At 64.5% G+C, this 13,496-nt stretch carries 10 protein-coding genes; 6 read left to right on the forward strand and 4 right to left on the reverse strand.

Annotated elements, in window-relative coordinates:
- Positions 1 to 5: 5 nt before the first annotated feature.
- Positions 6 to 536 carry a ribosome biogenesis factor YjgA gene (gene yjgA / locus ISS97_RS04210; protein ID WP_379986232.1) on the forward strand — a complete coding sequence of 177 codons (531 nt, stop codon included), beginning with the start codon at positions 6 to 8 and terminating at the stop codon, positions 534 to 536.
- Positions 537 to 698: 162 nt separating this feature from the next.
- On the opposite strand, the gene tldD is transcribed toward yjgA, so the two are convergent.
- Positions 699 to 2,138, reverse strand: coding sequence for a metalloprotease TldD (tldD, locus tag ISS97_RS04215; protein WP_379986231.1), 1,440 nt, complete (start codon positions 2,136 to 2,138; stop codon positions 699 to 701).
- Between the two features lie 141 nt (positions 2,139 to 2,279).
- On the opposite strand from tldD, the gene ISS97_RS04220 reads away from it, so the two are divergent.
- Positions 2,280 to 3,476 (forward strand): sterol desaturase family protein, encoded by a 1,197-nt coding sequence (locus tag ISS97_RS04220; protein WP_379986229.1) that lies wholly within the window; start codon positions 2,280 to 2,282, stop codon positions 3,474 to 3,476.
- Positions 3,477 to 3,497: 21 nt separating this feature from the next.
- Here the strand turns inward: ISS97_RS04220 and ISS97_RS04225 are convergent, their stop codons facing one another.
- A complete protein-coding gene (locus ISS97_RS04225) occupies positions 3,498 to 7,328 on the reverse strand; it encodes a YhdP family protein (protein ID WP_379986228.1) in 3,831 nt (1,276 codons plus the stop codon).
- A 48-nt stretch (positions 7,329 to 7,376) separates the two neighbouring features.
- A complete protein-coding gene (gene rng, locus ISS97_RS04230) occupies positions 7,377 to 8,879 on the reverse strand; it encodes a ribonuclease G (RefSeq protein ID WP_379986226.1) in 1,503 nt (500 codons plus the stop codon).
- Between the two features lie 128 nt (positions 8,880 to 9,007).
- Between rng and ISS97_RS04235 the strand changes: the two genes are divergently transcribed.
- Complete coding sequence (locus ISS97_RS04235; RefSeq protein ID WP_379986224.1) at positions 9,008 to 9,673, forward strand: response regulator transcription factor; 666 nt, start codon at positions 9,008 to 9,010, stop codon at positions 9,671 to 9,673.
- Positions 9,670 to 11,082, forward strand: coding sequence for a sensor histidine kinase (locus tag ISS97_RS04240; protein WP_379986222.1), 1,413 nt, complete (start codon positions 9,670 to 9,672; stop codon positions 11,080 to 11,082). Before ISS97_RS04235 ends, ISS97_RS04240 begins: the two co-directional genes overlap by 4 nt.
- A gap of 35 nt (positions 11,083 to 11,117) precedes the next feature.
- On the opposite strand, the gene ISS97_RS04245 is transcribed toward ISS97_RS04240, so the two are convergent.
- On the reverse strand, positions 11,118 to 12,191 hold the full coding sequence (locus ISS97_RS04245; RefSeq protein ID WP_379986220.1) for a mechanosensitive ion channel family protein: 1,074 nt from the start codon (positions 12,189 to 12,191) through the stop codon (positions 11,118 to 11,120).
- An 89-nt stretch (positions 12,192 to 12,280) separates the two neighbouring features.
- Here ISS97_RS04245 and ISS97_RS04250 point away from each other — a divergent pair, with 89 nt between their 5' ends.
- A complete protein-coding gene (locus tag ISS97_RS04250) occupies positions 12,281 to 12,970 on the forward strand; it encodes a Dph6-related ATP pyrophosphatase (RefSeq protein ID WP_379986218.1) in 690 nt (229 codons plus the stop codon).
- Positions 12,960 to 13,487: a mismatch-specific DNA-glycosylase gene (locus ISS97_RS04255; protein ID WP_379986216.1), complete on the forward strand. Its 528-nt coding sequence runs from the start codon at positions 12,960 to 12,962 to the stop codon at positions 13,485 to 13,487. The genes ISS97_RS04250 and ISS97_RS04255 overlap by 11 nt, the downstream gene beginning before the upstream one ends.
- The last annotated feature ends 9 nt before the right edge of the window (positions 13,488 to 13,496 follow it).

Below are 13,496 nucleotides of genomic sequence, written 5' to 3' on the forward strand. Positions count from 1 at the left end.
CCCTCGTGAACCGCACTTACACCGACAACCCTGAGCACGATTACGGCCCGACGCGCACCCAGCAGCGACGCGATGCGCTGGCCGTGCTCGAGCTCGCTGGCCAACTGGTCGAGTTGCCGGCAAGCCGCCTGGCCAAGCTCGACTTGCCCGATGACGTGCGCCGCGAGATCGACAACACGCGCAAGATCACCGCGCACATCGCGCGCAAGCGCCAGCTCGGCTTTCTCGCCAAGGTGATGCGTCGTCACGAGAACGAAGTTTTCGACGGAGTGCGCGCCGCGCTGGGTGAGAACCGCGAACGCCAGCGCCAGGAAACAGCAGCGATGCATCGCCTCGAAGCGACACGCGATCGCCTGCTCGCCGACAACGACGACAACGCACTCTCGGAGCTGATCGCCAAGCACCCGCAGATCGACCGCCAGCACCTGCGCTCGTTGATCCGCCAGGCACGCACTGAAAAAGAGGCGAACAAGCCGCCGCGTGCGTATCGGGAAATTTTTCAGCTACTGAAAGATCTGGCTGCCAGCGAAGACTGAGCCGCGCATCTCTGTAGGAGCCCACCCTGTGGGCGAAAGCCCTGCGAAGCAGGGCCACTCTGATGCGTCGAGGTAGAGGCGCGCCCCCTTCGGGCGACTAACACCGTACAAACCGGCAATCCTGCCGGTTTGTCGCGCACAGGGTGCGCTCCTACATCAAGCTTAGGAAGCCGTGCCACCCACCGTCATGCCGTCCACCTTCAGTGTCGGCTGACCCACACCGACCGGCACGCTCTGTCCATCCTTGCCGCACACGCCGACACCTTCGTCCAGCGCCAGGTCGTTGCCGATCATCGACACGCGCGTGAGCACTTCCGGCCCGGAGCCGATCAAGGTGGCGCCCTTCACCGGTCGAGTGACTTTGCCGTCCTCGATCAGATACGCCTCGCTGGCGGAGAACACGAACTTGCCGTTGGTGATGTCGACCTGGCCACCGCCGAAATTCACGGCGTACAGGCCACGCTTCACCGAACGGATAATCTCTTGCGGATCGTGCTGGCCAGCCAGCATGTACGTGTTGGTCATGCGCGGCATCGGCAATTGCGCGAAGGATTCACGGCGGCCATTGCCTGTGGGCGCCATACCCATCAGACGCGCGTTGAGCTTGTCCTGCATGTAGCCCTTGAGGATGCCGTCCTCGATCAGCGTGGTGCACTCGGTCGGCGTGCCTTCGTCGTCGATGCTGAGCGAACCGCGACGCCCTTGCAGCGTGCCGTCATCCACCACCGTGACGCCCGGCGCCGCCACGCGCTGACCGATACGGCCGGCGAAGGCGGAGCTGCCCTTGCGGTTGAAGTCGCCTTCCAGACCGTGGCCGATGGCTTCGTGCAGCAGCACCCCCGGCCAACCCGGGCCAAGCACCACAGTCATGCTCCCGGCGGGTGCATCCACCGCGTCGAGATTGACCAGCGCCTGGCGCACAGCCTCATTGGCAAACGCCATCGCACGGCCGTTCTCCAGCAACTCGCGATAGCCGTAGCGGCCGCCGCCACCACTATGTCCCTGCTCGCGGCGGCCGTTCTGTTCGGCGATCACTTGCACGTTCAGGCGTACCAGTGGGCGCACGTCGGCCGCCAGGGTGCCGTCGGAGGCGGCGATCAGCACGGTATCCATAGTGGCCGCCAGGCTTACGATCACCTGCTTCACGCGCGGGTCGCGCGAGCGCGCATAGGCATCCACTTCGCGCAGCAGAGCGATCTTGTCCGGGTTGGGGAGGCTTTCCACCGGGTCGATGGCCGGATACAGCTGCCGGGCGCCATGCAGCGCCAGCGGCTTGCCGGCGCCGTTGCCGCCCTGCGCAATGGCGCGCGCGGCCTTGGACGCCTCCAGCAACTGCGGGAGCACGATCTCGTCGGAGTAGGCGAAGCCGGTCTTCTCGCCGGAGATGGCGCGCACACCCACACCCTGCTCGATCGAATGGCTGCCATCCTTGACGATGCCCTCTTCCAGCACCCACGACTCACTGCGCGAATGCTGGAAATACAGGTCGGCGGCGTCGATGGACGGTCCCATCAGCTGCGTGAAAACGCGGTCGAGGTCGGTGGAAGCCAGGCCACCCGGTGCCAGCAAGCGGCGCTCGGCCTGTGCGATCAGGGAATCCATGTGGTCATCGCCATGTGAACAAGGAACAGACTTTAGCAAGTGGGGCCGGCTTCATTCCGTTTAAAGCTGCCAATCGCCGGCCGGCCAGCTAACATTCGCCATCCCCGGCGCTGCCGGGTCCATGGAGTGAAGGATCACCGGATGAGCGATTTCTCCAAACGCGAGCTGGCCCACAAAGTCATCGACCGCACCCTCAAGGCACCTGTCGAGGAAACCCGCGAGCTGCTGCACCGCGACGGCGAACTGAAGCCCGGGTTGGGCAAGGTGAGCGGCGTGATCGCGCTGTCACTGGGCTTCCTGAGCCTGCTCGGCGTGCTGGCCTTCCATTTCCCGCAGTACCTGACCACCCCGGACCTGCGCCACAAATATTCAGTGGATGTGCTGCGCCAGCTGCTGCTGGTCGCGCTGCTGATCGCTGGCGGCATCTCACTGGGCAACTTGATCCTCGGCCGCATGCGCAACATCAATCTGGTGGCGTTCGCGATGGTCATCGTCGCTACCGCACTGGGTGGCTCGCGAGTGCCGGTGGGCAATTTTCCAGAGCACACGCCGTATATCGGCCTGGACTGGTTCATCCTCGACCTGCTCGGCTCGACCCTGATCTTTGTGGTGATCGAAAAACTGTTCCCCCTGTACAAGGGACAGTCGCTGTTCCGCAAAGAGTGGCAGACCGACCTCAAGCATTTCGCGGTGAATCACTTCATCGTTGGCCTGGCGCTGCTGGTGGTGAACTTCCTCCTGCACCATTTGTTCGGCTGGCTGGTGCGCAGTGATTTCCAGCAGACCGTGCAACATCTTCCCTTCGTTCCGCAGCTATTGCTGTGCATCCTGGTGGCCGATCTCGCGCAGTACTGGACCCATCGCGCATATCACGAAGTGCCCTTCCTGTGGCGCTTCCACGCCGTGCACCACAGCGTGAAAACCATGGACTGGCTGGCCGGCTCGCGTCAGCACATGCTGGAGTTGATCGCTACTCGTGTCTGCGTGCTGGCGCCGCTCTACATCCTCGGCTTCAGCGAGTCGGTGATGAATGCATACATCATCGTGGTCGGCTTCCAGGCAGTGTTCAATCACGCCAACGTGCATTTGCCGTGGGGTCCGCTGAAATATCTGGTGGTGACTCCGGATTTCCATCATTGGCATCACGCCTCTGACGACGAGGCGATCGACAAGAACTACGCCGCGCACTACGCCTTCCTCGATTACCTGTTCGGCACCGCGGTGAAGTCGACCAAGAAATTCCCGGAGAAGTACGGCGTGGTCGGCGACTACATGCCGGACGGTTTCGTCCGGCAGCAGATGTTCCCGTTCCGCGGCAGTACCAAGCCGACCGAGTAACGCTCGATCTAATAAGGCAAGTTATCGGCCACCGCTGCTGGTGGCAGCGGCCGGCGCAACCGGCGGCCCCTGCATCGGCACGGCGAGTGCCGCCGGCACTTCGGATGATCCCGTCTTCTCGATCACCGGCTTGTCCCACGGCCCGCTGATCCGGTAGTGCATCACTGCGACGCGGTTCAAGCCGCGTCCCAGCAACCCCTGCGCGACGAAGCCCGCCGCAGCACCAATCGGACCACCCACCACCGCGCCGACGATCGGCAGGCTGTTGCCAACGTGCGGCACCACGACCACCTGCTGGTCGTAGTCCTTGGTGCGCAGGCCGGTGCGGCCCTTGATACTGATTTCGGCCGCGGGACCGCGGATTTCCAGGTTCTGGGTGGTCGCGTTGCTGCCTGCCAGCGCGAAGTCGCCGGCGATGGAATCAAAAGCGAAGCCCTTGCTGAACACGTCGCCGAAGTCGAGCGTGAGCCGGCGCGGCATCTCGACCACCGAAACTAGCCCGAACAGGCGGCCCACACCCGGCGCCACTTCGGGAATGCTGCCGTTGGTCACCTGCACACTGAGCTTGCCCTCCATATTCGCCAGTTCCATCGCGGAAGGCGCGCCGGGCCAGGTTGCATCGAGCAGCGAGTGCGTCTTGCCGCCGTTGAACAAACCGGCGAAGCCGAACGCACCGAGCATCTCGCCAAGATTCTCCGCGGCAAAGTCGATGCGCAGATGCGTATGACTGTTGGTCGCCGTGCCGTCCCAGTCGCCGGAGGCATTGATCTGCACACTGCGTGACAAGGCGCGCAACTGATCAATATGCATGCCGCGATCGGTCGGCCAGGTTTCCAGCCGCGCCTCGCCCAGCTTCGACTCGCCGAATCGCAAATCGCCGACCCAAAGGTGGAATGGCGGCAGCGCCGACGGCGTCACGCCGGTATTGGCGGGATTCCCCACCGGCACGTTCGCGCCGGGCTTGTTGTCGGGCGTCGTGCTCTTTGGCCAATACAGCCGCTGCAGGCGCGCGGTGACGCCACGCTTGTTCAAGTCGGCCGAGGGCACGGTGAAACGGCCGGCGATATCCGCACTGTCCACATCCACATTCAGCTCATCCGCTTGTGGCGTGGCCTGGATGCGCATGGAAGGAAAGGTATGGCCGAACACTTCCGCCTGATCGACGGTGACGTCGACGTTTTCCAGACCCGGGCCATTACTGCTGCTGCCAGCCACCGTGCGTTGCACCCACCCGGTCACATCCAGCTTCGACGCACGGCCGCGTATGCGGATGCCCTTGTCGGGCACCGTGTCGGGCATGCGCGTACCGAAGTTGAAGGTGGCGCCGAGTGGACGACTGGCGCCGTCGGAAAGGCGAAAACGCTGACGCACGATCTGGCCCAGCGAGATTTGCAGATCGCTACCCTGCACCGGCAAACTCATGCTCAGATGCAAGGGCAGACTCGCTTCCGCCGGCTTCTTCATCGGCGTCGGCGCATCCAGCGTCATGCCGGCAAGGGTCGAGTCGAGCGTCAGTGTCTGCGACGCATTCGCCACCGTTTCCGGACGCACGATGTCGAAGCCGACGGTGAAGTCGCTGCGTCCTGTTGCGATCTCCTTCAACCAGTCCAGCTCCGAGAAGCCCTGCACCAGCTCGGCCACGCCATAGCGGCCAGTGAGACGCGCGGAGAACATCGTGTCCGGCCGTCCCGTGGCACTCGCTATAGCGACATCCAGTTTGGACGGCTGTCCGCGAAAACCGGTATCGAGCGGGCCGGCATGGAAACCGTGCCCGTCGAACGCGGCCGGACCATTGATCTTATCCAGCTTGAGGTTCCAGTCGGGTGCGTTGAGATCGGCATCCTTGAGCTGTGCCGTGCCGGCCAGGGTGAAGTCCTTGGAGTCCTTCACCGGCAGCACCAGATGGAAATCGAAGTCGCCCGTGCCGCCCAGGCTCAGCTTGGCCAGCGCGTCAGCTTGATGGCTGCCGATCGGGCTGCGCCGCACGAATTCCATCAGGTTGGCACCGGCACCCGAACCGCGCACATTGAGATCGAGAGTGCTGTTGGCGAAATCGGGAATCAGCGCCACCGCCCGCTCCACCTTGACGCCCAGCGACTGGCCCCCGCTCGCCTCCACCAGCATGCCGTTGTTGACGAAGTTGGCGACCGCCGAGACACCTTCCGCGCGTGGCCAATCCTTGCCGTATTCCAGGATGAGATCACTGATCTCCGTGCGCGCCTCGAAACGGCCTTCGTTATGCAGGAAAGGCCAGTCCGCCAGATCGCCGTGCACCACCACCGAACCGTTATCGATCTTGCCCGCCACCAAGGCGCGATCCAGCCAATCGATCGCCGCCGGCGACATGGAGTCGATCGGCCAGAACAGCTTGGCTGCCTCCACGTCAGCGTGGCTCAACGCCGCATAGATATCGAGGAAGGGGCGCCCGCCGGCATCATGCAGCGCGATCTCGCCACGCACCTGGCCACCGTAACCGGCGCCCAGGAAGTCCAGCGGCGCGATGCCGATGTGCCAGTCGCCATCCGCATGCCAGAACGCGAACGTGCCGCCCAATTGCGACATCACGAACGGCTTGCGGAACGTGTGCGGGAAATTCAGCACCGTCGCCTGGGTGGGCAGCTCAAGCGAGAGTGCCTGCGTATCGCCGCGCAGTTCACCATCCAGCCGCTCGATGCCAGGCAGCTTGCCGGCCGCGTCGATACCGAGACCACTGAAGCCCGCATCGATGAATTCAATACCCTGCGCCCGCGTCCAGCGCAGTGCCGCATGGCTCAGCTTGCCGCGCGGCTTGCCGGCACCGACCCATTGCGCCAGTCCCGGCGAAAGCTGTGGCTTGAGCGCCAGCCAAGGCAACAGCGGCTCCAGTTGCAGATCGCGCGCGGCAACATCGACCCGCGCCTGCTCACCACTCAACTGATGCAGATCGGCGGCAAGGGCGCTGCCGTCATCCGTCGCCCAACGCAACTGGAAGCCATCCTGTCCTTTGCGCATTTCGGCGAGCGTATGCAGCGATGACACATGCGCCTTGTTGCCCTCCGGGCTGACCAGCACCACGTCGCTCAGATCGAAACGTGTCAGGCTGCGCACCACCCTCGCATCGCGCCAGTCCAGCCAGCTGGCGAAACTACCGTGTCCGCTTTCGGCCGCATAGCCGCCCATATCGACACCGGCGGTCAAGCTATGCAGATCGATGTTGTTGCCCGCCAGCCACAGGCGACCATCCGCGCCGTCCTCGCGGAAACTGCCTGCACCGCGCAGCTCGCCGGCTACGCCCTCGCGTTGCAGGATGGCGCCGACGCGGATGCGTCCGCCCTGCTTGCTCATACGCAATTGCCTGGCGAGCAGCGAGTAATGTTTGTCGACACGCGCGTCGGTGATGTCCAGCCGCAGGTCGCTCAGCCGCAGCTCCACCGACAGCCCGCGGAAGGAAGCGCTCTGCCGATCCTGGCCGCCGGCCACGCCGATGCCATTGATATGCCAGGTGCCATCGGCATCACGGCTCAGGTCCAGCTGGAGGCCGCGCGCACGCAGATTGAGCAGATGACGCGACGGCAGCAGCCAGCCACCCAAGTCCAGCTTGAGCTCGGTCTCGGGAATATGCAGCGGGCTGCCCGACTCGCCCGGACCGATGGTGACGTCGCGCATGACGAACAGCGGGCCGGAAGCCTCCCAGCGCCCTTCCATCGAGGCGAATGATACCGGCCGGTGCAACTGCTGACTAAGTTGCGCGGCGACCCATTGCGGATGATTGGCCAGTGTCGGCAGCACTAGCTGGATCAGGCCCGCCAGCACCGCGAGGCTGATCAAGGCCACGCCCGCGATCCAGCCCGCCGCGCGGACAATAAAGTGCATGCGCTGGCGCCAAACCACCTTCACTGGCAGCTCGCGCCGCGCAGCGAATCACAAAAGAACGACATCGAACTGTTCCTGCGAATAATGCTCTTCGGCCTGAAAGCGTATGCTTTTGGAGATGAACTCTTCCAATTCCGCCACCGCGGTGGACTCCTCCTCCAGGATGCGCCCCACCACTTTCGGGCTGGCCATCACCAACAACTTCTCCGCATTGAACTGACGCACCGCTCGGGTGATCTCGCGGAAGATTTCGTAGGTCACCGTTTCGGCCGTTTTTACGGCGCCACGGCCGGCGCAGGCCGGACAGGGTTCGCACAACTGGCGCTCCAGGCTTTCGGTGGTGCGCTTGCGCGTCATCTCCACCAGCCCCAGGGCCGACATCGGGTACACCGTGGTCTTGGCGTGATCGCGCAGCAGGCCTTTCTCCAGCATGCGCAGGACCTGGCGCTTGTGCTCTTCGTCCGTCATGTCGATGAAGTCGATGATCACAATGCCGCCGAGATTGCGCAGCCGCAGCTGCCGCGCCGCTGCCTGTGCCGCTTCCAGATTGGTGCGGTAAACGGTTTCCTCGAGATTGCGTGTACCCAGATAGCCACCGGTGTTGACGTCAATGGTGGTCATCGCCTCGGTCTGGTCGACGATCAGGTAGCCGCCGGACTTGAGTGGCACTTCCTTCTTCAGCGCGCGCTGGATTTCGTCCTCGACGCCGTACAGATCGAAGATCGGTCGCTCACCGGCATAGTGCTCGATGCGGTCGTCCAGGCTGGGCATGAACTTGTGCACGAACTTGACGACCTTCTCGTAGGTCTCGCGCGAATCCACCCGCACTTTTTCGATATCGTCGTTGAGCATGTCGCGCAGACTGCGCAGCGGCAGCGAGAGTTCCTCGTACACGCGTTCGCCGACCTTGGCTTTGGCGATGTTTTCCTGCACCACGCGCCATACTTTACTGAGATACGTCACGTCGAAGGCGAGCGATTCCGCGGTCTGCTCTTCCGCGTTGGTGCGCACGATGTAACCCAGCGGGATGTTGCCGGTAACGTCCGCGCCGATGAGCGAGGTCATCACCTCTTTCAGGCGCTGGCGTTCGGCCTCGTCCTCGATGCGCGCGGAAATGCCCAGCGTGCGCGCGTGCGGCAGCAACACCAGGTAGCGCGAAGGAATCGACAGGTGCGTGGACAAGCGCGCGCCCTTGGTACCGATCGGGTCCTTCACCACCTGCACCACAATCTCCTGGCCCTCGTGCACCAGTTCGCTGATCGACGGGGTGTTGCCATTGCCGGCCGGCACCACTTCGGCACCATCCATCGATGCCGGCAGCGTGGGACGCACGATGTCCGAGGCGTGCAGGAACGCTGCGCGCTCCAGTCCGATCTCCACGAAGACCGCTTGCATGCCCGGCATCACGCGCTGCACGCGGCCTTTGTATACGTTGCCCACATAGCCGCGGCGGGAGGCTCGCTCGACATGCACTTCCTGCAGCATGCCGTTTTCCACCACGCCGACGCGGGTTTCGCGCGGCGTTACGTTGATCAGGATCTCTTCACTCACCGAACACTCCCCTTACGAAAAGTCTTTATAGCGGCTGCGGACGCGGGCGTCGATGCGCCAGTACACAGCCCAAGCAACCGCTCAGCCGGGTCCGTTAAGCTGGGGCTTTGAGACGCGACGGAGGTGCCATGAAGTTGCTGCTGGTGGAGGACTCCGAGCGTCTGCGGCAAACCCTGAGACATGGCCTGCAGGGCGCAGGTTTCACCGTGGACGCGGCACAGGACGGCGTGGAAGCCAAGGGCTTCCTGAGCAGCTACGACTATGAGCTGGTGGTGCTGGACCTGATGCTGCCGCGGCTTGATGGCATTGCTGTACTGCGCAGTCTGCCATCCGGCGGTCGGCGTCCCCGCGTGCTGGTGCTGTCCGCGCGCGATCAGGTGGCCGACCGCATCGAGGCGCTGAACGCTGGCGCCGACGACTATCTGGTCAAGCCGTTTGCCTTCGATGAACTGGTGGCTCGCCTGCACGCGCTGTCGCGCCGGCCGCAGCAGGCGCAGCCGGTGGTGCTGACCCATGGCGCGTTGTCCTGGGATCCGCTGTCGCAAAGCGCCACAGTGGACGGTCACCCGCTGGGGCTGACGCCGCGTGAATTCGCGGTACTGGGCCTGTTGCTGCGCCACCGCGGCCGCGCCTTCACCCGCCTGGAAATTCTGGAACGCACCGCCGGCAGCGACACCGAGGTCTCCGACCGCAGCGTGGAGGTGCTGGTCTTCGGCCTGCGCCGCAAGCTCGACGCCACCGGGCTGCAGGGCATGATCGAAACCCGCCGCGGGGCCGGCTACCTGATTCCATGAAACCGGCCTCGCTCTCCGCCCGCATCACCCTGCTGTTACTGGTGACCAGCCTGGCCGTACTGGGCGGCGGAGCCATGGTGATGGACTGGCGCATCGACCGCGAAATGGAAGCGCGCTACCGGCAGACCCTGCTGACCCAGGCGCGCGCCGTGGCGGCGATGACCGAGCTGGAGCAGGACACCCCGAACGCCCCCGATGTGTCGTTCCTGCAGGCTGGCCTGTTCGGCGGCGAGGGCCCCGTGTACTACGAACTGCGCTGCGCCGGCATGCCTCCCCTGCGCAGTGATCCACCGCCGCCCGTCGCGCCGCCGGGCTGGCCGGCGGCGGCCGGCATGGAGCCCCAGTACAGCCGCCTCAAGTTTCACGGCAAGCGGATGGGCACGGTCATGTTCGCTTTCCGCGCCACGGCTGGCGAAGCGCGGGCGGCGGGAGATGGCGCGCCCCCCCCATCGGCGGGCAACGCACGCGACTGTGTGCTGTTCTTCCAGCAGGACCGGCGCCCGTTCGAGCAGATCCTGCTCGCCATGGACTGGATCCTGGCGCTGGGCCCCCTCCTTGCGCTTGCCATTGCCCTGGTCGCCGTGCCGCTGATCGTGCGCCGCGGCCTGCGCCCGGTACGCTTCCTAGTCGCCCGCATGGGCGACATTGGCCCCAATGCCCCGGGCGAGCGCCTGGACCCCAGCGGCCTGCGCGAGCTCGACCCGCTGATCCGCCGCTTCAACGGCGTGCTCGACCGCATGGACGAAGGCCTGGCCCGCGAGCGCCAGTTCGCCAGCGGCCTGGCCCACGAAACCCGCACGCGCCTGGCCGAACTGCGCGCCCTGGCCGAAGTCGAGGCCCGCTACCCCAGCGGCCGCAGCCTGCCGCAGCTGATGGGTGAGGTCGGCAGCATCAGCGCGGAACTGGAAGGCACGGTCACCGCCCTGCTGTTGCTGACCCGCCTGCAGGGCGGCCTGGAGCATCCACAACCCCAGCCGCTGGCTCTGGGACCCTGGCTGGAGAAAACCGCGCAGCGCTTTCGCTACAACGCCAGTGAGCGGCATGTAGCCCTTGAACTGCACAGCGGTGGCGACACCGTGCTCCATACTGACCCGGCCCTGCTCGAAGTGGTGATCGGCAATCTGCTGGGCAACGCGTGCGCTTACGCACCCGCTGGCGACACCGTGCATGTAGCTATCGAAACCCACGCCGTTCATATCCATAACGCGGCCCCCAACCTCCACCCCGACGACCTCCCCCGCCTGGGCCAACGCTTCTGGCGCAAACAGACCGAGCACGCGGGACATGCGGGACTGGGCCTGGCACTGGCCTATGCCGCTGCCGCCGCGCTGGACATGAAGCTCGAACACCGTCTCGACGATGCGCGCCGATTGCATGCGCGGCTGACGTGGCCATCCAAAGTCGGGTGAGCCAATGACGCGTCCGGACTGCACCGGAACGAAAATCACGCTACGCCTTCGTGCGCAGCGTGCTCCAGCCGCATCACTGGCAGGCACTCCGGATATTCCCGCTGCACGAACCCGATCAGTCCTTCGCGAACGCGACATCGCAAATCCCAGCCTTGCCCAGAATCCGCCGAGCTGACCAGCGCACGCAGTTGCATGGCGCGCTCACCCGCCTCTACCACCTGCAAGACACAAACCCGCCCATCCCATTCCGGTGCCTCTCGGCATAGCCGCTCCAGTTCGGTACGCAGTGGCGCCAGCGGCAGCCGGTAATCCACCCAGAGGAACACCGTGCCGATCAGCCGGGCGGTACGCCGCGTCCAGTTCTCGAACGGGTTCTCAATGAAGTAATTCAGCGGCACCACCAGTCGCCGCTCGTCCCAGATACGCACTACTACATAGGTACCGGTGATCTCTTCGATGCGGCCCCATTCGCCTTTGATGATCACCACATCGTCCAGCCGGATCGGCTGCGTCAGTGCGATCTGCAGACCGGCGATCAGATTGCTCAGCACCGGCTTGGCAGCGATACCGATGGCAAGTCCCGCCAGACCAGCCGAAGCCAACAGGCTGGCACCGAACTGGCGCACACCCGGGATCGTCATCAGCACCGCCGCCAGGCCGGCAAGTACCACGATGACCATCCCGGTGCGGCTGAGCACTCGCACCTGAGTCACGACGCTGCGGGCACGCAGATTGTCGGCGCCGTCGATCGGATACAGGCGCATGGCCAGATCCTCCAGCGCGCCAATGCAGCGCAGCGCCAGCCACGTGCATACGGCGATCAGAGCCACCAGCAACAGGTGATTGAAGCTCTCCTGCCCGCGTAGTGATTCCAGGTCCGGCACCACGCGCAGCGCGATAGCTACGGTGAGCAATGGCATCAGCCATTCCATGGGCGCATTCGCCCGGCTGAGCATGCTGGTGATCACCGGATGGCCGCGCGCAAGCCGGCGCATCGCGACGTAGGCGGTGCAGCGGAGGATGAAAGCGACGCCGAGGGCAACGGCGACGGTCAGCGCCCATCGCCCCCAAGGGTGATCGCTCCAGAAACTGGCGAAATCAGTAAACATGGCCGGCCACATCGACAATGCGGCCTACCCTGCCGCACGTGATGTCCATGCCACGTGGTCATTGCATGAACTTCGCTTAAAGTAAGCCCATGCAACCTGTCCCGATCCTGCTGGCGTGGAGTGGTGGCAAGGACTGTCTGATGGCGCTGCAGCATCTGCTGCACGATCCGCGCTGGCAGCCTGTGGGCCTGCTCACCACGGTCAATCGCACCTATCAGCGCGTCGCCATGCATGGCACGCGGCAAGAGGTGCTGCAGGCGCAGGCTGATACCCTCGGATTGCCATTGCTCGAAGTGACACTCGACTGGCCTGGCGGTAATGAGGCCTATGAGGAAGCGCATGCCCTCGCTCTGGCTGAGGCGCGCATGCGCTGGCCGGGCCTGCGTCATTGCGCGTTCGGTGACCTGTTTCTGGAGGATGTGCGCGATTACCGCGTGCGCCAGCTCGGCCGCGAAGGCTGGCGGGCGGTGTTTCCATTGTGGGGCGAAGATACGGCGGTGCTGGCGCGACGCTTTGTTGGCGAAGGCCATCGCGCCGTGCTGTGTTGCGTCGATACGCAGCAACTCGACGCCAGCTATTGCGGCCGCCCCTTCGACAACGCCTTGCTCGATGGATTGCCTACTGGCGTCGACCCCTGCGGTGAACGCGGCGAGTTTCACACACTGTGCCACGCTGGCCCGTTGTTCCGGCGGCCGCTTGCGCTACGCCGCGGCGAATCGACTTTGCGCGATGGCCGCTTCCAGTACACCGATTTTCTGCTGAGCCGCGATGCTGTCTGAACTGCCGCACATCCTTCCCGATGTTCTGCAGCCCGGCCTCTCGCTGGTGTTTTGCGGCACAGCGGCTGGTAAGCGCTCTGCCGCCGAGCGCGCCTATTACGCGCATCCGGGCAACATGTTCTGGCGCGCATTGCATGCATCCGGACTGACGCCGCGCCTGCTCGCACCGACTGAATTCCCACTACTCCTTCAATACGGTATCGGCCTCACCGATCTGGCCAAACGACACTCGGGCAATGATGACGAACTGCCCCGCGATGCATTCGACGTGCCCGCGCTGCAGGAAAAACTCGAACGCTTCAAACCGGGCCTGATTGCCTTCACCAGCAAAACCGCAGCGCGCGCAGCTTTAGGCTACGCGGCGGATTACGGCCTTCAAGCCGCACCGATCGATCAGACCCGGGTCTACGTGTTGCCATCACCGTCGGGACAGGCTCGCGGGCATTGGAACCTGGCGCCGTGGCAGGCGCTTGCTAACGATGTCATGTCGGAGCATCGAAATCGCAACGCACTATGATGTCCCGTC

It is taken from the genome of Dyella koreensis (genome assembly GCF_044904565.1).
In the GTDB taxonomy this organism is placed as follows: Bacteria; Pseudomonadota; Gammaproteobacteria; order Xanthomonadales; family Rhodanobacteraceae; genus Dyella_D; species Dyella_D koreensis.

Excerpts from the sequence above, each read along its gene's own strand:
- tldD (WP_379986231.1), bottom strand. The coding sequence starts at position 2,138 with ATGGATTCCCTGATCGCACAGGCCGAGCGCCGCTTGCTGGCACCGGGT.
- ISS97_RS04220 (WP_379986229.1), top strand. The coding sequence starts at position 2,280 with ATGAGCGATTTCTCCAAACGCGAGCTGGCCCACAAAGTCATCGACCGC.
- ISS97_RS04225 (WP_379986228.1), bottom strand. The coding sequence starts at position 7,328 with ATGCACTTTATTGTCCGCGCGGCGGGCTGGATCGCGGGCGTGGCCTTG.
- ISS97_RS04235 (WP_379986224.1), top strand. The coding sequence starts at position 9,008 with ATGAAGTTGCTGCTGGTGGAGGACTCCGAGCGTCTGCGGCAAACCCTG.
- ISS97_RS04240 (WP_379986222.1), top strand. The coding sequence starts at position 9,670 with ATGAAACCGGCCTCGCTCTCCGCCCGCATCACCCTGCTGTTACTGGTG.
- ISS97_RS04245 (WP_379986220.1), bottom strand. The coding sequence starts at position 12,191 with ATGTTTACTGATTTCGCCAGTTTCTGGAGCGATCACCCTTGGGGGCGA.
- ISS97_RS04250 (WP_379986218.1), top strand. The coding sequence starts at position 12,281 with ATGCAACCTGTCCCGATCCTGCTGGCGTGGAGTGGTGGCAAGGACTGT.
- ISS97_RS04255 (WP_379986216.1), top strand. The coding sequence starts at position 12,960 with ATGCTGTCTGAACTGCCGCACATCCTTCCCGATGTTCTGCAGCCCGGC.